The sequence below is a fragment of the Labrys sp. HAY1-8F genome (assembly GCF_056754975.1).
In genome coordinates this window covers 3,276,795-3,295,876 of the sequence record NZ_JBPGWZ010000002.1, presented here as the reverse complement: position 1 = coordinate 3,295,876, position 19,082 = coordinate 3,276,795, and the positions used below count along the sequence as shown (strand labels likewise).

18 protein-coding genes and 1 pseudogene are annotated in these 19,082 nt (G+C 64.4%); 8 read left to right on the top strand and 11 right to left on the bottom strand.

Translation table 11 applies throughout. The annotated features are described in order from the left end of the window. The first annotated feature begins 166 nt into the window (after positions 1 to 166). Together ACR9ZN_RS24285 and ACR9ZN_RS24280 are read left to right on the top strand one after the other, a co-directional pair. On the top strand, positions 167 to 1,165 hold the full coding sequence (locus ACR9ZN_RS24285) for a GlxA family transcriptional regulator (protein WP_434958987.1): 999 nt from the start codon (positions 167 to 169) through the stop codon (positions 1,163 to 1,165). 20 nt (positions 1,166 to 1,185) lie between these two features. After that, the gene (locus tag ACR9ZN_RS24280) at positions 1,186 to 1,641 is read left to right on the top strand and encodes a hypothetical protein (protein ID WP_481273390.1); all 456 of its coding nucleotides are present in this window, start codon (positions 1,186 to 1,188) and stop codon (positions 1,639 to 1,641) included. 39 nt (positions 1,642 to 1,680) lie between these two features. On the opposite strand, the gene ACR9ZN_RS24275 is transcribed toward ACR9ZN_RS24280, so the two are convergent. The 4 genes from ACR9ZN_RS24275 to ACR9ZN_RS24260 form a co-directional block, all read right to left on the bottom strand. Beyond that, positions 1,681 to 2,340: a DUF1345 domain-containing protein gene (locus tag ACR9ZN_RS24275; protein ID WP_454811666.1), complete on the bottom strand. Its 660-nt coding sequence runs from the start codon at positions 2,338 to 2,340 to the stop codon at positions 1,681 to 1,683. A gap of 46 nt (positions 2,341 to 2,386) precedes the next feature. Beyond that, positions 2,387 to 3,298: a polyprenyl synthetase family protein gene (locus ACR9ZN_RS24270; RefSeq protein ID WP_481273388.1), complete on the bottom strand. Its 912-nt coding sequence runs from the start codon at positions 3,296 to 3,298 to the stop codon at positions 2,387 to 2,389. 280 nt (positions 3,299 to 3,578) lie between these two features. Beyond that, complete coding sequence (gene phbB / locus ACR9ZN_RS24265) at positions 3,579 to 4,304, bottom strand: acetoacetyl-CoA reductase (protein ID WP_441772151.1); 726 nt, start codon at positions 4,302 to 4,304, stop codon at positions 3,579 to 3,581. A gap of 244 nt (positions 4,305 to 4,548) precedes the next feature. Further along, on the bottom strand, positions 4,549 to 5,721 hold the full coding sequence (locus ACR9ZN_RS24260) for an acetyl-CoA C-acetyltransferase (RefSeq protein ID WP_434958982.1): 1,173 nt from the start codon (positions 5,719 to 5,721) through the stop codon (positions 4,549 to 4,551). Between the two features lie 638 nt (positions 5,722 to 6,359). Between ACR9ZN_RS24260 and phaR the strand changes: the two genes are divergently transcribed. Beyond that, positions 6,360 to 6,971: a polyhydroxyalkanoate synthesis repressor PhaR gene (phaR, locus tag ACR9ZN_RS24255; protein ID WP_434958981.1), complete on the top strand. Its 612-nt coding sequence runs from the start codon at positions 6,360 to 6,362 to the stop codon at positions 6,969 to 6,971. A gap of 45 nt (positions 6,972 to 7,016) precedes the next feature. Here the strand turns inward: phaR and ACR9ZN_RS24250 are convergent, their stop codons facing one another. From ACR9ZN_RS24250 to ACR9ZN_RS24235, 4 genes are all read right to left on the bottom strand, one after another. Further along, positions 7,017 to 8,735: a bifunctional diguanylate cyclase/phosphodiesterase gene (locus tag ACR9ZN_RS24250; protein WP_454811664.1), complete on the bottom strand. Its 1,719-nt coding sequence runs from the start codon at positions 8,733 to 8,735 to the stop codon at positions 7,017 to 7,019. Between the two features lie 306 nt (positions 8,736 to 9,041). Then, positions 9,042 to 9,644 carry a TetR/AcrR family transcriptional regulator gene (locus tag ACR9ZN_RS24245; protein WP_322432528.1) on the bottom strand — a complete coding sequence of 201 codons (603 nt, stop codon included), beginning with the start codon at positions 9,642 to 9,644 and terminating at the stop codon, positions 9,042 to 9,044. Positions 9,645 to 9,778: 134 nt separating this feature from the next. After that, a complete protein-coding gene (zapE, locus tag ACR9ZN_RS24240) occupies positions 9,779 to 10,957 on the bottom strand; it encodes a cell division protein ZapE (RefSeq protein WP_454816627.1) in 1,179 nt (392 codons plus the stop codon). A gap of 21 nt (positions 10,958 to 10,978) precedes the next feature. Further along, positions 10,979 to 11,611 (bottom strand): glutathione S-transferase family protein, encoded by a 633-nt coding sequence (locus tag ACR9ZN_RS24235; protein ID WP_481273384.1) that lies wholly within the window; start codon positions 11,609 to 11,611, stop codon positions 10,979 to 10,981. A 200-nt stretch (positions 11,612 to 11,811) separates the two neighbouring features. On the opposite strand from ACR9ZN_RS24235, the gene ykgO reads away from it, so the two are divergent. The 3 genes from ykgO (at position 11,812) to ACR9ZN_RS24220 (ending at position 13,833) form a co-directional block, all read left to right on the top strand. Next, entirely contained in the window at positions 11,812 to 11,937 is a 126-nt protein-coding gene (gene ykgO / locus ACR9ZN_RS24230; RefSeq protein WP_068283257.1) for a type B 50S ribosomal protein L36, read from the top strand. Between the two features lie 103 nt (positions 11,938 to 12,040). Further along, entirely contained in the window at positions 12,041 to 12,598 is a 558-nt protein-coding gene (locus ACR9ZN_RS24225; protein WP_434958978.1) for a tetratricopeptide repeat protein, read from the top strand. 242 nt (positions 12,599 to 12,840) lie between these two features. After that, a complete protein-coding gene (locus ACR9ZN_RS24220) occupies positions 12,841 to 13,833 on the top strand; it encodes an alpha/beta fold hydrolase (protein ID WP_481273382.1) in 993 nt (330 codons plus the stop codon). Between the two features lie 198 nt (positions 13,834 to 14,031). Here ACR9ZN_RS24220 and pyk read toward each other — a convergent pair whose 3' ends face one another. The 3 genes and pseudogenes from pyk to ACR9ZN_RS24205 all read right to left on the bottom strand — a co-directional run bounded on the left by pyk (position 14,032) and on the right by ACR9ZN_RS24205 (position 17,594). Beyond that, entirely contained in the window at positions 14,032 to 15,468 is a 1,437-nt protein-coding gene (pyk, locus tag ACR9ZN_RS24215; RefSeq protein WP_434958976.1) for a pyruvate kinase, read from the bottom strand. 438 nt (positions 15,469 to 15,906) lie between these two features. Beyond that, positions 15,907 to 16,461 (bottom strand): annotated as a pseudogene (locus ACR9ZN_RS24210) (DUF1036 domain-containing protein); the annotation flags it as partial. Positions 16,462 to 16,679: 218 nt separating this feature from the next. Next, the gene (locus ACR9ZN_RS24205) at positions 16,680 to 17,594 is read right to left on the bottom strand and encodes a DMT family transporter (protein WP_481273380.1); all 915 of its coding nucleotides are present in this window, start codon (positions 17,592 to 17,594) and stop codon (positions 16,680 to 16,682) included. Between the two features lie 218 nt (positions 17,595 to 17,812). Between ACR9ZN_RS24205 and ACR9ZN_RS24200 the strand changes: the two genes are divergently transcribed. Together ACR9ZN_RS24200 and ACR9ZN_RS24195 are read left to right on the top strand one after the other, a co-directional pair. Then, complete coding sequence (locus ACR9ZN_RS24200) at positions 17,813 to 18,634, top strand: N-formylglutamate amidohydrolase (RefSeq protein WP_481273378.1); 822 nt, start codon at positions 17,813 to 17,815, stop codon at positions 18,632 to 18,634. Positions 18,635 to 18,831: 197 nt separating this feature from the next. After that, the gene (locus tag ACR9ZN_RS24195; protein WP_149252861.1) at positions 18,832 to 19,077 is read left to right on the top strand and encodes a DUF2312 domain-containing protein; all 246 of its coding nucleotides are present in this window, start codon (positions 18,832 to 18,834) and stop codon (positions 19,075 to 19,077) included. Positions 19,078 to 19,082 lie beyond the last annotated feature (5 nt).

The window sequence follows — 19,082 nt, the reverse complement described above, 5'->3', positions numbered from 1 at the left end:
CGAAGAACGCGGTACAAACCGCCCCGCAACCGACGCTTTTGACCACAATGGGCGCGTAGATGCCCGATGCCATCATGAGGGCGAGCGCTCCGTCTGGTGCGCTTTCCCGCCTCCGTCACGCTTAGTACCGCCGGCCCCCCGGCGGAGGTCCCAGGGAGAATCGCGTATGAATATCCGGCCGGATATCGGCGCCACGCATACCGTCGGCCTTCTGCTCACCCCCAACTTCTCGATGATCGCTTTCGCGGCGGCTGTGGAGGTCCTGCGCCTGACGAATTACGTCACCGGCGCCAAGGCCTTCGCCTGGCGGCTCTATTCGCCTGACGGCCAGCCGATCGAGGCGTCGAACGGGGTGGCATTGGCGGTCGACGGTTCCTATGCCGATGTCGGGCCGATGCCGGAGATCATCGTGTGCTCCGGCATGGACGTGCAGAAATACGATCACGGCTCGCTGATCGCCAAGCTACGCAAGCTCGCCTTCTACGGCGTCTCGATCGGCGCCGTGTGCACGGGCACCTATATCCTTGCCAAGGCCGGTCTGCTCGACGGCCATCGCTGCGCCATCCATTGGGAAAACTACGACAGCTTCCGCGAGGAGTTTCCTGAGATCGATGCCACGCAGGAACTGTTCGAGATTGACCGCAATCGCTTCACCTGCGCGGGCGGCACCGCCTCGATCGACATGATGCTGGCGCTGATCACCGCCAAGAAAGGTGCTGTCATCAGCGCCCTCGTCACCGACGAGCTCATCCATCATCGCATGCGCGATTCCCACGAGCGCCAGCGCATGGAACTGCGCGCGCGTTTGGGCGTCTCCCATCCCAAGCTCCTCGCCGTGATCGGCGAGATGGACAAGCGCCTGGAACGTCCGGTGTCCTGCGCCCAACTCGCCCGGACCGTGCGCCTGTCGCCACGCCAGCTCGAACGGCTGTTCCAGCGCTATCTCGATACCACGCCGACCCGCTACTATCTCGAAATGCGCCTCAACCGCGCCCGCCAACTTCTGCGCCAGACCTCGATGCCGATCCTTTCGGTGGGCCTGGCCTGCGGCTTCGTCTCCGCCTCGCACTTCTCCAAATGCTATTCCGAGCATTTCGACCGCACGCCGTCCGAGGAGCGCAAGGGCATGCGGGTGGAACGCAACGTGGCGACCGCCATCGCCTGACCGCGCGCATGCAAAGCCGAATGGTTCCGATCGTCAGGCTCGCTATCGCCACGGCAATGCTGGTGGCGATGCCGGCTGCCGCGATTGCCATGGCTGAGGACTCCGATGGACCGACGGCCATGCTCAAGGTTGGCGGCAAGGCCGGCCCCCTGAGTTGCTGGTCCAGGCCCATCCCCTGCCGGACGGCATCCGGCGACCCGGATTACTGTTCCAAGCCCGCTCCTTGTCCTGCAGGGACCAGGACCATTCAGCTCGAAGGCGGGGAGGGCAAGCCGGCGATCTACGCCGGCGTCGCGCCGCCCCCCATCGCCGCGGCAGATGGAAACCATGAGGTAATGCGGCACGCGGTCGGCCGGGCCTGGAAGGCCGGACGATGCCTTGTCGTGTTCGGTCGCTTTACGCGCAGTGGTGCCGTTGCCGCACCACTCCTATCGGTCGAACGCGTTGTCGGTCCCTGCAGCAGTCCGCAACGCTAATGGAGGCACGCTTTTCCTGGAAAGGCTGCGACGCCGCCGTCAGTTCCCACCCAGCAACCCGGCCGCGATATTGATCGCCAGGGCCAGGATGGTGGCGTTGAAGAAGAACGAGAACACCGCATGGGCGGCGACGATGCGGCGCATCGGCCGCGAACGCAGATTGGTGTCCGACGTCGCCGAGGAAGCCCCGATCGCTACGGAAAAATAGACGAAATCCCAATAATCCGGCGGTTCGGGGTCACCGCCGAAATCCAGGCTCGGTTTACCCGGCCGGCCGCCGTCATTGTAATAGATATGAGCGTAATGGATGGCGAAGATGGTATGGATGAAGAACCAGGAACAGACGATGGTCGCCACCATCAGCGGCAATGACAGGCTATCGCTGTCAGCCTGGTTCTTGGTTGCCTGAAGCTCGAAGATCACCCCGGCAAAGCTGGTGGCGGCGGCCAGCATCGACAGGATCAGAATGATCACGGCACCTTCGTCAAGGGAATCAGCCCGGTGGCTGAAGCGATCCGGTGGCAGGCGCGACAGCTTGTAGCTGACGATGACGACGAAAATCGCGGTGGCCAGGCACCACCCTGCCAACAGGCGTTCGAGCCAGGGCAGGCCCGGTATGACGAGACCAAGAGCCATGCCAGCGACGAGGCTCCAGAGCAGGACCGGCCTGGCGGTCAGCGGACGCAGGAAATGCCTCACCTCAGTGGTCTCGCTCGCCGTCTCGCGTGGAGCCCCACTTGGAATCTCACTTGCGCCTGTCCGCCGTGAAGCGGGCGGCGGCGCGCAGGATATCCGCCTCGGCACCAAAACCGGCAAGGGCGCCGAGGGCATCGCCGGTAAGACGCTCGAGCTCGGCCCGTGCCTTGTCCACGCCCCACAGGCTGACCAATGTCGCCTTGCCGCGGTCAGCATCCTTGCCGGTGGCCTTGCCAAGCTCCGCGCTCGAGGCCTCGATGTCGAGAATGTCGTCGGCGATCTGGAAGGCGGCGCCCAGAGCGCGTCCATAGGACAGTAGGGTCTGATAAACCGGCGCATCGGCACGCCCGATGACCGCACCCATCTCCACCGCGCACGACAGGATCGCGCCCGTTTTCATCGCCTGGAGCTGGGCGATGGCCTGCGCCGAGAGCTCGGTTGTTCCTTCGAAACGCCCTTCCGCCTCGAGGTCCAGCATCTGGCCACCGGCCATGCCCGCACCGCCGGCGGCCTTGGCCAGCAGGCGCACCAGTTCGGCCCGCATGCCCGCATCGGTGCCGGTCGCGGCATCAGCAAGGGTTTCGAAAGCCAGGGTCTGCAGCGCATCCCCGGCCAGGATGGCGGTGGCCTCGTCATAGGCAAGATGCAGCGTCGGCTTGCCACGCCGCAACGCGTCGTCATCCATCGCCGGCAGATCGTCATGAGCGAGGCTATAGACATGCACAAGCTCGATCGCCGCACCCGCACGCAGAGCGGTAGTCTGATCGCCCTTCAGGAGGCGAGCCGTTTCGACCACCAGGAAGGGGCGCAGCCGCTTGCCACCGCCCAGAACCGCATAGCGCATCGCGCCCAGCAGCCGTGCCGGCACCGGCGGCGTGGTGGCGACGTCGAAGATCGCCACCAGCACATCTTCGATCTCACTGGCGACGGAGGCGAGGCGGTGATGGAAATCGATGGTCATGGATTGCTCATAGGAACTTTCCTCTCCTAGAGCAAAGCGCGTTTAGATGGAAACGCTTGTTTGCTCTAACTCCTTGGTTCCAAGCCAATCCAATGAATTGGCTAGAGCGTCTTTGCGATTCTTGGCAATTCCGTCAAATCGCAAAACGCTTTAGCCCGGGAAAGGATGCCGCAAGATTATCGGCAAGCAGCTTCTGACGGCTGCGATGATGGAACGCGAAACGGGTCGCCGCGTTCCATCGATCGTCTCACATCCCACTGGAGAGTTGCGCTGCCCTGCCTCAGGCCAGGTACTGCCCGCCATTGATGCTGAGCGTCGAACCGGTGATATAGCCGGCATCGTCGGAGGCCAGGAACACCACGGCGCGGGCGATTTCGTCAGGCTGACCCAGCCGACCTGTCGGAATCAGCGGCAGAATGCGCGTTTCCAGCACTTTGGGATCGATCGCCTGCACCATCTCGGTGCCGATATAGCCGGGCGCGATCACATTGGCGGTGATGCCCTTGGCCGCGCCTTCCAGGGCCAGTGCCTTGACGAAGCCGATGTCGCCGGCCTTGGCTGCGGAATAATTGACCTGCCCCGCCTGCCCCTTCTGGCCGTTGATCGAGGAGATCACGACCACCCGGCCAAAACCGCGATTGCGCATGCCTTCGATGACCGGGCGGGTCATGTTGAACAGGCTGTCGAGATTGGTGCGGATGACGGCGGACCACTGGTCCTTGCTCATCTTGTGAAAGAAGCCGTCGCGGGTAATGCCGGCATTGTTGACCAGGATGTCGACCGGACCGAGATCCTTCTCCACCTGTGCCACGCCGGCAGCACAGGCATCGAAATCACCGACGTCCCACTTGTAGGTTGCAATGCCGGTTTCGGCCTTGAACTTGGCCGCTGCCTCGTCATTGCCGGCATAACTGGCGGCAACCGTGTGGCCGGCTGCCTTGAGCGCCCTGGAGATGGCCGCGCCGATGCCACGCGTTCCGCCGGTGACGATTGCAACTCTGGTCATGGTGCCTCCTTGGTAACGATGGTGTTCTTCATTGGACTAAGGCGTTTTGCGATTTTAGGGAGTCACGAACCGGCCTTCGCCCCTAAGGACCTGCCCGACGCGTACCTCCCCTCCCCTGCACGGGAAGGGGCCGAGGTCGAGGGCATCCCCCGTTCCTCCAACGGAGAAAGCCCTTGTTTCCAGCGTCTCGGCGATCCGATGAATTCTCCAGATCGCAAAACGCTTCGGCATCGCCGTGAACCGATCAGCGCTCGACGGTCAGGGCGATGCCCATGCCGCCGCCGATGCACAGCGTGGCGATGCCCTTCTTGCCGCCACGGCGAGCAAGCTCATGCAGCAGCGTGACCAGCACGCGGGCGCCGGAGGCACCGATCGGATGGCCGATGGCGATGGCGCCGCCATTGACGTTCACGATGGCGGGATCCCAGCCCATGTCCTTGTTGACGGCCAGGGCCTGCGCCGCAAAGGCTTCGTTGGCCTCGACCAGGTCGAGATCCTTGACGCTCCAGCCCGCCTTTTCGAGCGCCTTGCGCGAGGCTGGGATCGGCCCGGTGCCCATGATGGCGGGATCGACGCCAGCGGTAGCCCAGGAAGCGATGCGGGCGAGCGGGGTGAGGCCGCGACGCTCGGCATCCTTGGCGCTCATCAGCACCACGGCGGCCGCGCCGTCATTGAGGCCGGAGGCGTTGCCGGCAGTCACCGTGCCATCCTTGCTGAAGGCCGGGCGCAGCTTGGCCATGCCGTCGAGCGTGGCACCGTGGCGGGGATATTCGTCGGTATCCACGATGACGTCGCCCTTGCGGCCGGGAATCGTGATCGCGACGATCTCATCCTTGAAGCGCCCCGCGTTCTGGGCGGCCTCGGCCTTGTTCTGGGAGGCGACGGCGAAAGCGTCCTGTTCCTCGCGGGTGAGTTGCCAGCGTGCCGCGATATTCTCGGCGGTCGTGCCCATATGATAGCCCTGGAAAGCGTCGAGCAGGCCGTCCTTGAGCATGGAATCCAGGAACTTCACGTCACCCATCTTGGCGCCGGCGCGCAGATGCGCGACATGCGGCGCCAGCGACATCGATTCCTGGCCGCCAGCCACGATGACCGAGGCATCGCCATTGGCGATCTGCTGCAGGCCGAGGCCGACCGCGCGCAGACCCGAGCCGCAGAGTTGGTTGAGGCCGAAAGCGGTCTTCTCCTGGGGCACGCCAGCCGCCATCGCCGCCTGTCGAGCCGGATTCTGGCCGCCGCCCGCGCTCAGCACCTGGCCGAGGATGACTTCGTCGACCTCGCCGGCCTCTACCTTGGCACGGGCCAACGCTTCCTTGACGGCCGCCGCACCGAGCGTGTGAGCCGGTGTTGCCGCGAAGGCGCCGTTGAAGGAGCCGACCGGTGTGCGTGCGGCGCTGACGATGACGACATCACTCATGGCAATTTCACTCCTCTAATGTTCCGTTTTGCAGCGGCCCGATGGACCAACTCTTTCCGAAGCAGAATTTACCTGCTTCATCCCCGCTGGGATGAAGCAGGTAAATTCTGCAAATCTCCCAAGTCCTGGAGATTGCGCCTGCAAATTAAGGTTGAGCGGATCTGTGATCCGCTCAATCGTAATTTGCCTGGGCATATGGGACGCTTGGCGCGCCGCCGTCAATGCGCCAGGTGAGTTTACCGCGCTTGCACAAAGATGTTTTCGCGACCGCGAAAAGAGCCTAGATTTGTCAGACCGTGGGGGTGATCATCCCTCCAGGAGAGGGGTTCCGGAACGGGATACCGCCCCCGGGCCGGAGGCCGTCACGGGAATACCGGGGTGGTTCGGAATTTCCAGGCTTGCCCAGGCGGGCCGGTTCGGAAATTCTGCGTGATCGATTTCGAGGCAAACTCTCCGGCATCGCCGTCACGGGCCTGCCCGGGGGGATTTGTCCAGGCAGATTGAGTTTGATCGGGTCTCGGAACCGACCAAACTCAATCTGCAGGATCGGAAACATTTGCAGAGTTCGCACGCTTCCCCCACAGATGGGGCAAGCATGTGAATTGTGCAAGGCAGGGACGAGCGTAAGGGGCAGTAGGATGGCGAAAGCTAAAGAGCCGACCACGATCAAGAAATACGCCAATCGGCGCCTCTACAACACGGGTACCTCGACCTATGTCACGCTCGAAGATCTCGGCACCATGGTCAAGGCCGGCGAGGATTTCGTGGTCCACGACGCCAAGACCAATGAGGACATCACCCGCCAGGTCCTCACCCAGATCATCTTCGAGCAGGAGAACAAGGGCCAGAACCTGCTGCCGATCACCTTCCTGCGCCAGTTGATCCGCTTCTATGGCGACAGCATGCAGGCGCTGGTGCCGAGCTTCCTCGAATTCTCCATCGACAATCTCACGCGCGACCAGCAGAAGCTGCGCGAGCAGATGACGCAGCATCTTACCAGCGGCTGGGGCCAGGCGCCCTGGGTCAATGGCGGTTTCGGCGCGCTCGAGGAACAGGCCCGCAACAATATGGTGGCCTTCCAGCGCGCCTTCCGCCTGTTCTCGCCTTTCACGCAGCAGGCCGGCGGCGAAGACGCGAAGGAGCCGGCCGCGACCGCGACCTCCAAGAGCAGCGACGATCTCGACACGCTGAAGAAGGAACTGGCGGAGATGAAGTCGCGCCTCGACCGCATCAGCGACGAGAAGAAGTAGGGCAATACTTCCCTTCTCTCCTTATGAGAGAAGGAAGGCCGTGCCTCAGGTTCCGGTCAGCGCCATTGGCGCTTGGCGGCCAGCATCGCGCAGGCGCGGCAATTCCAGCCGGAGCGTGCCCGCCACCGTCCCCATCAGGCGGCTACAACCCCAGTTCAGGAGCTGGCGTGCGATGACCTCGTCATCCACCCATTCGGCCGCCATGTCGAAGCCATGCCGCGCGCCGGCCTCGATCAGGCTGCGCAGTGCGAAACGGCCCTGCGCGACCTGATCGGCCATTTCGACCAGCACGCCGTTGAGCGTCACCTGGCCGACTTCGAGAGCCTGGAGTTCGGCGAAATCGAGATGGCCGCCGCCGAAGCCGCCAATGCCGAGTCGCGCGCCGGAGGCGCGGATCGCCCGGCAATAGCGACCATTATTGTCGAGATCGGCCTTGGCCAGCGCCTCGTCGAGTTCGATGGTCAAACGCTGGAAGCTGTCGCCCGGTCCCCGGCGCGGATCGACGACGACCGGCAGGGGCAGGATCAATTCGACGCCGGGATGGCGGTCGAGCACCACGCCGGCAAGGTCCACCAGCCGCAAGGCGAGTCGGCGAGCGAGCGCACGGTCGCAGGCCGGGGTCAACCAAGCCGGTTGCAAAGACGCCGGTTGCAATGTGGTGAACGCCGCCGCCTCGGCATTGCCAGGCAGCCGGATGAAGGCGCGGGCCCGGAATGACTGCCGTCCTGCCGGCTGGGCCGCCAGCACCGGCTCGAAACCGAGGAAGATGCGGTCTTCGTTGAGTGCCAGCGCCAAGCGTTGCGCCGCATTCGCCGAAGCGACCTGATGGTCGCCTTCCGCGAAGATCGCGATACCGCCCGGTGTCTCGCGCTCGCAGCGGTCGAGGGCCTGCTGGGCCGCGTGCAAGGCCGTGCCGGCGGTCTCCGTCGCGGGCGCGATATGGACGGCCCCGATCGACACCGTCGGCTGGATCGCGCCCTCTTCCGCCTCGACGGTCACGCGCTCGACCACCTGCTGGAAGCGTTCGGCCGCCGCCCGCACGTCCCCGGCCTGGCAACCGGGCAACATCAAAGCGAATTTGCCGTCCGCAATGCTGGTAAGGCTGTCGCCGATGCGCAGCACGCTGCGCAAGCCGCGCATCACCTGGGCGCAGACGCGATCCGCCACCACCGCGCCGAAGGCACCGTGAATGGCACCGAGCCGGTCGACGGTCGCCAGGAACAACCCGGCCTGCCGGCCCTCGGCACAGGCGTTGGCCAGGGCGGTGGCGAAAAAGCGGTCGTGAATGCCGATCACCGCCTGGGCTGATGCCGCCGCCTCGTCTTCCGGGCATTCAGCCACGACACGCACCAGGCCGCGCGCGACCACGGGGCGCCCGTCCGGCCCGGCGAACCAGCGCCCACGATCCTCGATCCAGCGTTTCCGGCCGGCCGCATGCGGACGATAGCTGTAGCGCAGGCAGTAGGGCGCGCCCTCTCCCGTTCCCCCATGCGGGCTCTGGAGGATGGCTTCGTGCCGGCCGCCGGGCCGGTCGAGATCGATCAGGAGGGCAAAAGCCTTGCCGTCGGCAATGTCGGCGGCGGCACGCACGCCCAGCACGGCGGACGCTCCGGCTCCCCAGGCGAGGCGGTCGGTCTCCAGGCACCATTCGTAACTGGCCTGGCCAAGGGCGCCGAGAAGGGTCTGGGGCGCGAGAAGAACCTGGGGATCGAGGGTCGGCTGATCGACACAAGTGCCGGAAACCGGCACGGCACTATCATACATGCTTCGCGTCCTGCGCCCACTGCATCGGGCGTGAAAGGGGAAGCAAGATCAATGCCATTGAATGATTAATAGGTCGGAAAGAGGGAGCTGGGGAGGGCAGACTTCTAGCCTATAGGTGCCTAGGTCGAGCAAACAGGTGCGAATACGGAGGGTCGATCCCCCCAGCTCCATCAAGGGAGGAAGCGAGATCGACCATCTGGGAAACGTCATGTGCAATGGCAGGCGAAAATGGTCGATCTCCAGATCGCCCCTCCATGCTGCCCGCGTTTCGACTCGCAAAGCTAGCGCCTGTGGGCCTCCAGGACCCTATACGCTGCCGGCCACCATGGCGCGGATCACCACGCGCAGCAACCGGGCAAGACGCTGGTCGAGCTCGAGCCGATTGGCGTCGCGATCAGCTGCGATCGCCGCCGGATCGATGAAGCGGTGCAGGGCGTCACCAAGAAAGGCGATCAACCTCTCGTTCGAGCGGGCGCGAAAGAGTTCGATGGAACGCCCTTCGTCGACGACACGCTCGATCAGGCTGCGGATGCGGCGGCGATGCTTGCGCACCACCGCGCGGTTCTCGCCGATCGCCGACAGCCAGGCTGCATAGAGATTGGGCTCCTGGTCGAGGCGCTCGCGATAAAGCCGCGCCAGCAACAGCATCATGCGCTCCAACTTGTCGTCGGCCGGGTCGGGGGCGTCGGCGACCACGGCGAGCTGGGTCTCCACCGCCTTGTGCCAATCGGCGGTAACGGCATCGATCAGCGCGTCCTTGGAGGCGAAATAGCGATAGACGGCGGCATGGCTGACCTGAGCCTCGCGCGCGACCGACACCACCGAGGTCCGCTCAAGCCCGTGCTTGCGGACATGATCGGTGGCGATGTCCAAAAGGCGCGCGCCGGTCGGTTCGCTCTTGCCGCCCATGCCTACCTCCGATGCAGCTTCCTCTTGATCGCGCCCATGGCACGAACAAGAGGAAGCTGCAAGATATCAAACATTTGCAGAGTTTCCCGGCAAAGCTCCCGGCGAGGCCTCGCCGGGAAACTCTGCTTGCCGGCTCAGCCGTCCACCAGTGAGGTCTTGGGCGGCGCCCGATGCGGCTGGGCCAGATAGACCTCCGAACGCATCTCGATCAGGCGCGAGATCGTGCGTTGGAATTCGAAGGCCTCGCGCCCCTCCTGATAGGGATAGAGCCCGGTCGGCTCCGCCGCCGCGGAAGCCACGAGCTTGGCACCGCGATCATAGAGGCAGTCGATCAACAAAATGAAGCGCTTGGCCTCGTTGCGCTGCTCCTGCCTGAGCACCGGGATGTCGTCGACCAGCAGCGTGTGGAAATGTTCGGCAAGGGCCAGATAGTCGGCCGAGCCCAAAGGCTGGCCGCAGAGTTCGGCAAAGGAAAAACGGGCGACGCCCATGGCGGCCTGCGGCACTTTCAAGGCCCGGCCCTTGACCGTCAACACCAGCGGCAGGCCCTCTTTCCGCCCGGTGAGGCGCTCGAAGGCTGCATCCATCCCGGCGCGAACGTCCGGCCCGCCACCGACGAGATAGGTCTCCCCGCCGGAGAGCTTCTCGAGACGATAATCCGTACGCGCCTCCAGCTTCACCACCTCCATATGCTGCTGGAGCAGCGCGATGAAGGGCAGGAACAGGGCGCGGTTCAGGCCATCCTCATAGAGCCGGTCGGGCACCACGTTGGAGGTGGCAACCACCACCACCCCATGCGCGAACAACTGGGTAAAGAGGCGCCCGAGGATCATGGCGTCGGCGATGTCGGTGACGGAGAATTCGTCGAAGCACAGGAGCCTGGCTTCCCTGGCCAGCACCTCGGCAACCGGGCCGATCGGATCATCGCCCTTGACCCGCCCGGCCCGGATCTCGTTGCGATAGTGGAAGATGCGCTCATGCACATCGTTCATGAAGGCATTGAAATGCACGCGGCGATGGCTGACGCCAGCTGGTACGGCTTCGTGGAACAGGTCCATCAGCATGGTCTTGCCGCGCCCGACCTCGCCCCAGATATAGAGGCCCTTCGGACCCGGCCTGGGCTTGGCCCGCCCGAACAGCCAGCCGAGGGCACCAGGCTTGCGCGCCGCCGACATCTCGCCCAGCTCGTCCAGAACGATCTGCAGGCGGGCGAGGACGGCCTCCTGGGCCGCGTCGCGTTCGAGCCCGCCGGCGGCGACGAGGGCAAGGTAGCGATCGAGCAGGGAAATCGGGGCGGGTGCGTGCAAGGAAATGTCCCGTATCGTCAGTTTCGATCAGGTGCGCGCCGGCGGGGCGTGTGGCACCATCTCATAAGGCGGCTTCCATCCCGGCATGGCCGCGATGCGGGCCCGCCAGGCCAGGATGTTGGAATAAGCCTGGAATGGCAGGCCCGTCTCCTCTTCGAAGAAGACATAGCCGGCCAGGGACAGGTCGGCGATGGTCAGACGATCTGCAACCAGGAAATCCCGGCCGGCCAGATGCTTGTCGACGATGGCAAAGGCACTCTTGGCCCGCCCGCGCAGGAATTCGGTGACCGGGCTCTCGCCGCTCCTCTGCAGGCCTACGATGAAGCGAAGGGTGGCGTAATAGCTGGTGAACTTGTGATTGTCGAACAGGATCCAGCGCAGGATCTCGCGCCGTTCATCGGCAGTGTCGGCTCCGAACCGGCCGGTCTGCTCGGCGAGATAATCGAGAATCACGCCGGACTGGCTCAGCACCTTGCCGTCATGCAGCAGCACCGGCGCTTCGCCCATATCGTTGACCGTGCGAAAATTGTCGGTCCGCGTCTCGCCATTGAAGAAATCGACCGGGAGGCGCTCCCACGGCGTGCCGGTCAGGGCCAGCATCAGCGCCACCTTGTAGCAATTGCCTGATTCACCGAAGGCGTAAAGCTTGTAGTCGGCCATGCGGATCTCCTCATCGCGGCCAAGTCATAGACAATAGAGCCGCAATGGCATAGGCCTGCCGGCACAGTTCTGGTGCGACGAAGCGGCAACATGGCTCGCAACCATGTTGACATCCCCGCCCCTCGTCGCTAGAACCCCGCATCTTTCGAATTTGGGAGCTCCTGCGTCTTCTCGCGTGCTCCAATAGAGGCACGAGTACCATGAAGATCCGCAATTCGCTCAAGTCGCTGCGTACGCGCCATCGCGACAATCAGCTGGTCCGCCGCAAGGGCCGCGTCTACATCATCAACAAGACCCAGAAGCGCTACAAGGCCCGCCAGGGCTGATTTGGCGCCGAATTATCGGGTCTGCCGCGTTTGAACCCGGCCGCAGCGATGCGGTCGGGTTTTTGTCTTTGAATCCGCCACAATCTCGCGCCACTATCCAAGCATGAGGATCGCGATTCTGGCCCTGATCGGCATGCTTGCCGTACCCGTCGCCGCCCTGGCCGAGACCCGGCCGGCCGGCGATCCCGAACTCGACCGCCTGTATGAGCGCCTTGCCAAGGCCGAGTCGGAGAAGGAAGCCGACAATATCGCGGTCGCCATCGAACGTGTGGAGCTACGCTCGGGCAGCGACACCACCGACCTCTTGATGGACCGGGCGCTGACGGCGATCAAAGCTTCGAATACCGACAAGGCCATCAAGATCCTGAATGCCGTCATCCATCTCAGGCCCGGTTACGCCGAGGCATGGAACCGGCGCGCCACCGCCTATTACCTGAAAAAGGACTATGTGCGCTCGATCGCCGACGTCGCCGAGACGCTGCGGCGTAATCCGCGCGAATATGGCGCCTGGAACGGCCTGGCCATGATGCTGGTCGACATGGGCGACAAGAAGAACGCCTATGAGGCGCTCAAACACGCTCTGGCGATCAATCCTCATATGGCCGGCGCCCGCAAGATGATGGACGAGCTCAAGCCCGAGGTCGAAGGGCGCGATATCTAAGATTGGGGAATCGCAGATGGGAGGGTCGATCTCCTCAGCTCCATCATTTGATGGAGCGGGATCGACCACTTTGGAAAGCCGAGCGAGATAGAGGACTAGGACGGTCGATTGGAAGATCGACCCTCCCACCCGCTCCTGCCTGCGGCCCCAGGAAAGGCCGCAGCGCGCGGGGACTTTCGAGCCGGTTGCAAAACGGCTAGAAGCATATTTTTCCACCGGCTCCAGCACGCCAAAGGCCGCGATTGACCCTCTTTCTGCTCTTCATCGGCATTCTCCTTCTTGCGCATGGGCTCGGAGCCATCCAGGCCACCAATGTCATCGCCGCCCGCATCGCCGAAGAAAATCCGCCCGAAGGCATCTTCGTGCCCGTACCTGGCGGACGGCTGCACCTGATCGATCTCGGTGCCGGTCACGGCGGCGAAAAGCTGCCTGTGCTGCTGTTGCATGGCGCCACCTCCAATGCCCGCGACATCGTCTATGGCATCGGCGAGGATCTGGCGCGCCAGCGCCGCGTGATCGCCGTGGACCGGCCGGGGCATGGCTGGAGCGGCCGGCCGAACGGGCGCGGCGACGCTACCACCGCGGCGCAAGCCAAGCTGGTCATGGCAGCCCTGGATGGCCACGGCATCGACCGTTTCATCGTCGTCGGCCATTCCCTGGCCGGGTCGCTCGCCACGCTGCTGGCCGTCGAACACAGGGATCGGGTCGCCGGTCTGGTGGTGCTGGCCGGGGCCACCCATCCCTGGCCGGGCGGCATCGCCTGGTACTACCGCCTCGCCGCCCTGCCCGTGCTGGGGCGGCTCTTCGTGCACACCGTGATGACCCCGGTCGGAAGCTGGAGCCTGAGGAAATCGGTCGAGGACTCCTTCCGGCCTGGCGAGGCGCCGGCCGACTATGTGCGCAAGGCCAGCGCGGCCCTGGTGCTGCGGCCAGACGAGTTCCGCTGGAACGGGCAGGACGTCGCCACTCTCAAAGCCTGTCTGACGAGCCAGTCTCCTCGCTATCACGAGATCACTGCCGCCACCGCCATCGTCGCCGATCCCGCTGATCACGTGGTGTCGACAAGCATCCATGCCGAGACGCTGCACCGGCAGGTGCAGGGGTCTCGGCTGGTCCTGGTGCCCGGCGCCGGCCATCAGATCCACTACACAGCCAGGCAGGTGGTGCTGGAGGAGATCAACCGCCTCGCCCAGGTTGCCGACGACCGTGGCTCGGCGCGGCAGGCCGCACAGTAGTTAGCCAACTATTTTGAAGTGGGTTCGGTGTGGCGTTTTTGCGCAAGTATGGGCGCCCGCAAACTTGACTCGCCGGGTGTCCGCCCTCTTTTGCGAGCTTTCACCCCGAATTCCAGGGTTCACGCCATAAACGCAAAATATTAGCCGGCAACCATATTGCCGGCTAATATGTCTACGGCATTGTCGTAACAGGAACCGTCAGACCGCCTCGCCACCGTCGGCGCCGATCACGGCGATGCGCACCATGTTGGTCGCGCCCGGCGTGCCGAAGGGAATGCCCGCCATGATCAGCACGCGCTGGCCGGTCTGCGCGAAGCCGTCTTGCGAGGCATGGCGGCAAGCACGATCGACCATGTCGCTGATGTCGCGGGCGTCGTCGGTGAGCACGGCATGCACGCCCCAGACCAAGGCGAGCCGGCGCGCCGTGCCGACATTGGGCGTGAGCGCCAGCAAGGGCTTCTCCGCGCGTTCGCGGGCGATGCGGATGCCGGTCGAGCCCGAGGCCGTCCAGGCGATCAGGGCGGCGAGGTCGAGCGTTTCAGAGATGGTGCGCGCGGCCGCCGCAATGGCGTCGGCACCGGTCTGCTCGGGCTCACTGCGCTGGGCGTTGATGATGGTGCGGTGCAGGGCGTCGCGCTCCACTTCCTCGGCGATGCGGTTCATCGTCGCCACCGCCTCGCGCGGGAATTCGCCGGCGGCACTCTCGGCCGAGAGCATGACCGCATCCGCCCCTTCATAGACCGCCGTGGCGACGTCCGAGACTTCGGCGCGCGTCGGCACCGGCGAGGTGATCATCGATTCCAGCATCTGGGTCGCCACCACGACCGGCTTGCCGAGCTTGCGCGCGCCGCGCACGATCCGCTTTTGCAGGCCGGGCACCCTTTCGAGCGGCAGTTCGACACCGAGGTCGCCGCGCGCCACCATCAGAGAGTCGGAAGCAGCGAAAATCTCGTCGAGACGCAGGATCGCCTGCGGCTTTTCGATCTTCGACATCACCAGCGCACGGCCTTGGATGATCTCGCGCGCTTCCAGAACATCCTCGGGACGCTGCACGAAGGAGAGAGCGACGATGTCGACGCCCGCACCGAGTCCGGCCTCCAGGTCGGCATGATCCTTCGGCGTCATCGCCGAGACGGCGATCTCGGTATCGGGGAGCGAAACGCCCTTGCGGTTCGACATCTTGCCGCCGACGATGACCTCGGTGACAGCGCGATCGCCGGTCGCCTCAGTGGTCTTCAGCCGCACCTTGCCATCATCGAGCAGTAGCGTATGGCCGGGCCGCAGGGCCGACAGGATTTCCGGATGAGGCAAATAGACCCGGCTGGCATCGCCCGGCGTCGGATCGGAATCGAGGGTAAAGCTGGCCCCATTGGCCAGTTTCACCGCACCGCCGACAAACTCGCCGATCCGCAGCTTGGGGCCCTGGAGATCGAGCAGGATGCCGATCGGCCGGCCGCATTCCTTCTCGACATCGCGGATCAGGCCGACCATTTCGCGCATGCGGTCATGCGAGGTGTGGCTCATATTGATGCGGAACAAATCCGCACCGGCGCGGAACAAATGGGCGATCATCTCCCGCGACGAAGAGGCAGGTCCCAAGGTGGCGAGAATTTTTACTTTTCGCTGGCGTCGCATACGACCGTTTCTTTCTTATCTTGGTATTTTGCGCGGATCTTGGCGCGCTGGCACAGCGCATCCGCAAGGATGAGATGGCACTCTAGTCCGATTTTCGCACCAGTTAAGTGACATATATGCCACGCTGGCCCGCTAATTCGCGGAGGGTGCCGAGGCCGGTCGTTCAGGGGGCAAAGGCGGAGCGGGCGTGGTTGGCGTGCCTTCCGCAAGGGGAGGTGCCTCCGTCCCGGACTGCGGGGCGACCGTATCCTGCGGCGGCTTATCCGGCTCGGGTTTGTCCGGAGCGGGCGGGCTTGGGGCGGGCTGGTTCGGCGGCTGCGTGCCTTCGCCGGAGGGCTGGGCCGGCGCAGCGGGCGCCGGTGCTGCGGGAACGGGTGCATCTTGCGGCGTCAATGGCGATGGCGTCGCAGGCGAGACCACCGGCGGCGTGGTCACGACCGGCGGATTGGCTGGCGTGGGCGCCGCACCGGAGGCTGGCGGAACCGCGGGTGCTGGCGCATTGGGCGCCGAAGGCCCCTGGGCTGGGGGCGTGTCGGACGGGGCGTTCGACTTGGGCTTTGCCCCATTCTGGGCCTGCTCGGAAAGCTGGACCGTCCAGGCTTTCTGCTCGCTGGTGTCGATCTCGAAATAGCCGGTGCGGTTATAGCCGCGCGCCAGGCAGTTCTCGAAACCGCGAATGGTGAATTCCTTGTCACGCGAGCACATGAAGGCGTTGCCGCTCCATTCCCCGCCCTGGTCGTAGTCGACCGCATAGACATAGTAGAATCGTGCCGCCAGCGGGCCCTTCAGGATGGACTCGCAGCTGCGCGCCGCGACATTCCACCAGCCCTCGGTGAGCCAGCCCTGCTTGTCGCGATAGCCGACGGCGACGCCCACCCGGCTCGAGGTGTTGTTGCACAGGCGAAAATCGGCCTTGGCCGGGCTGGCGGCGAGCAGCGGCGCCACGCAGATCACGGTCGCGGCGAGCGGGAGGCGAAGAGAGGAAGAGATCATCCGGAACGATTCGACCTTGAGGGCCTTCTTGATACCGTTTCGTTCGGGCGCAAGGAAGGCAGCAAAGCGTTTTGCGATTTAACAAAATCGCCAGGAATCACAAAGGCGCGTCGAAACAAGGCACCAGAGCAAAGCGCGTTCAGGTCCGAACGCGCTTTGCTCTGGAGGGTGTAAACCCCGATTGTCTTTACCGATATCCTCAACCTTTCACCCTTGTCTCAGGCCGGCCGCGGACGCGAGACCCAGATGCCGGTGATGATGACCAGGCCGCCGAGCCCCTGCAGAAGCGAGACCGGTTCGTCCAGGATCACCCAGCCAAGCGCTGCGGCGGCCACCGCCTCCAGGAAGATCACCAGCGAGGAGAACACCACCGGCAGCGAGCCGAGCGCGACCGACAGCAGGCCCTGTCCGCCGGCATGGCTGACCCAGGCCAGGGCGATCAGCACGAGCCAGCCCGTCGCTCCGGCCGGCAGGAAGCGCTGGCCCAGACTCTGGGTCGCCCATAGCGCTGCCACGGCCAGGATCGCCACCGTCACCACCGACATGTAGAAGGTGAGCCGCGCGGCGCGGTGGCGCAGCCTTGCTTTCTCCACCGCCAGGAAATAGGCGCCGAAGAAGATTCCCGTCACCCCGGCAAAGCCGTCGCCGACGAGATGGCCCGGAGCAAAGCCGAGAGACTGGGCGACCAGCGCTAGCCCGCCCAGCAGGCACAGGCCGAGGCCGATCAGGGCGGCGCGGCTTGACTTGCGCCGGTAGACCAGCCATCCCAGGATCACCACCCACAGGGGCGCCATGGTGGCGAAGAAAGTGGCATTGGCTACCGTGGTATTGGTAATGGCGAGGTGCCAGAAGAAGAGGTCGCCGGCAAAAAACACGCCGGTGGCGATCACCGGCAAGGAGAAGGCCGGGCCGGCGTCGGGCGTATCAGCCTTGCTTTCTTCCAGGCGCATCCAGGCATAGAGCACCGGCAGCGCCAGCAGCACCCGGTAGAAGGCGCTGGCGAAGGGTCCGACATCCGTCAGCCGCACCAGGATCGGCGAGATGCCCATCGCCATGGCACCGGCGATCAGCGCGGCGAAAGCAGGCCAGAAGGCGCTTGGCGCCGGTGCCGCGGATTGGGCTGCAGAGCTCATCGGAAATGGTTCCTGGCAGGTCATTCGAACAAAGCGCGGTTTCTTCGAATGGTGGTTTTTCTAACTCTTTGTTTTGACGCTATTTTTAATAGAAAAGTCCATCGACTTTTCTGTAAAACGCTTTCGTGCGCCTGCATTGCGAAAGTCCGAAGCGGGACGTCGCATTGGCTGTGGCGCCGGCCTCCGCTCGTCTTTATGCTGCCCGCTTCGATACCACAATGTCAGTATCCCCCTTGCAGTCCGATTTCTCACCTATCGAAAGGCTGGATGGCCAGCCCGACTCCGGTCTCATCCTGCTGTGCGACCACGCCTCCAACGCCCTGCCCGCCGAATATGGCACGTTGGGGCTGCCGCCGGCCCAGCTCGAGCGCCATATCGGCTACGACATCGGGGCGCGGGCTGTTACGCTCGCCTTGTCAGCGCGACTTCGGGCTCCTGCCTTGCTCACACGCTTCTCGCGCCTGCTGATCGACCCCAATCGTGGCGCGGATGATCCCACTTTGGTGATGCGCCTGTCCGATGGCGCGCTGATACCTGGCAATGCCCGTGCCGACCACGCCGAGATCGCCCAGCGGATCGAACGCTTCCACCGCCCCTATCATCGGGCGATCGGCGAACTCGTGAACGAGAAGCTCGCCAGCGGCATCGTACCGGTGCTGTTTTCGGTGCATTCCTTCACGCCGGTCTGGCGCGGCGTGCCGCGTCCCTGGCACGTCACCCTGCTCTGGGACAAGGATCCGCGCATCATCCGGCCGATGATCGAGGCCTTCAAGCGCGACACGGCCCTGGTCGTGGGCGACAACGAGCCCTATGATGGCGCCCTGGAAGGCGATACGCTTTATCAGCACGCCACGCTGCGCGGCCTGCCCCATGCCTTGATCGAATTGCGCCAGGACCTGATCGGCACCCAGGAAGGAGCGCAGGATTGGGCCGACCGTATCGCCCGCGCCCTGTCGCCCCTGATCATCGATCCCGCCGTCCGGCGCATCGAACATTGGGGATCGCGCACCGGGACCCAGGCCCAGTCCTCGCATCGATGAAGGCGAATGCCGAAACAGATACGCCTTCCGCAACACAGGTGAGCAAATCCCTAACCTTTATCGGAAACCCTAGAGGCTGTTTTCGAAGCGCCTTTGCGATTCCCGGCAGTTCCGCCAAATCGCAAGACGCTCTGGGACTTGACCCGACTCGGCTTTATCAGCCACATCCGCCCCCAAATTTGTCTCAGGAGTAAGCAATGACGGACGCAACCTCGGTCGCCGCCGACCAGCTCAAGTCGATCATCGAGCGCATCGAGCGCCTCGAAGAGGACAAGAAGGCGATCGCCGACGACATCAAGGAAGTCTATGGCGAGGCCAAGGCCAACGGCTTCGACGCCGCCATCCTGCGCAAGATCGTGTCGCTGCGCAAAAAGCCAGCGGCCGAGCGCGCCGAGGAAGATGCCATCCTGGAGCTCTACCTCCAGGCCCTCGGCATGGAGTAAGGATT

What these genes read in the sequence shown, in the direction of transcription:
- ACR9ZN_RS24245 (WP_322432528.1), bottom strand. Translation starts at nt 9,644, where the DNA reads ATGGGCGGCAAGAGCGAACCGACCGGCGCGCGCCTTTTGGACATCGCC.
- pyk (WP_434958976.1), bottom strand. Translation starts at nt 15,468, where the DNA reads ATGCGACGCCAGCGAAAAGTAAAAATTCTCGCCACCTTGGGACCTGCC.
- phaR (WP_434958981.1), top strand. Translation starts at nt 6,360, where the DNA reads ATGGCGAAAGCTAAAGAGCCGACCACGATCAAGAAATACGCCAATCGG.
- ACR9ZN_RS24250 (WP_454811664.1), bottom strand. Translation starts at nt 8,735, where the DNA reads ATGTATGATAGTGCCGTGCCGGTTTCCGGCACTTGTGTCGATCAGCCG.
- ykgO (WP_068283257.1), top strand. Translation starts at nt 11,812, where the DNA reads ATGAAGATCCGCAATTCGCTCAAGTCGCTGCGTACGCGCCATCGCGAC.
- ACR9ZN_RS24260 (WP_434958982.1), bottom strand. Translation starts at nt 5,721, where the DNA reads ATGAGTGATGTCGTCATCGTCAGCGCCGCACGCACACCGGTCGGCTCC.
- ACR9ZN_RS24195 (WP_149252861.1), top strand. Translation starts at nt 18,832, where the DNA reads ATGACGGACGCAACCTCGGTCGCCGCCGACCAGCTCAAGTCGATCATC.
- ACR9ZN_RS24285 (WP_434958987.1), top strand. Translation starts at nt 167, where the DNA reads ATGAATATCCGGCCGGATATCGGCGCCACGCATACCGTCGGCCTTCTG.
- ACR9ZN_RS24205 (WP_481273380.1), bottom strand. Translation starts at nt 17,594, where the DNA reads ATGAGCTCTGCAGCCCAATCCGCGGCACCGGCGCCAAGCGCCTTCTGG.
- ACR9ZN_RS24270 (WP_481273388.1), bottom strand. Translation starts at nt 3,298, where the DNA reads ATGACCATCGATTTCCATCACCGCCTCGCCTCCGTCGCCAGTGAGATC.
- ACR9ZN_RS24280 (WP_481273390.1), top strand. Translation starts at nt 1,186, where the DNA reads ATGGTTCCGATCGTCAGGCTCGCTATCGCCACGGCAATGCTGGTGGCG.
- ACR9ZN_RS24200 (WP_481273378.1), top strand. Translation starts at nt 17,813, where the DNA reads ATGTCAGTATCCCCCTTGCAGTCCGATTTCTCACCTATCGAAAGGCTG.
- ACR9ZN_RS24225 (WP_434958978.1), top strand. Translation starts at nt 12,041, where the DNA reads ATGAGGATCGCGATTCTGGCCCTGATCGGCATGCTTGCCGTACCCGTC.
- phbB (WP_441772151.1), bottom strand. Translation starts at nt 4,304, where the DNA reads ATGACCAGAGTTGCAATCGTCACCGGCGGAACGCGTGGCATCGGCGCG.
- ACR9ZN_RS24235 (WP_481273384.1), bottom strand. Translation starts at nt 11,611, where the DNA reads ATGGCCGACTACAAGCTTTACGCCTTCGGTGAATCAGGCAATTGCTAC.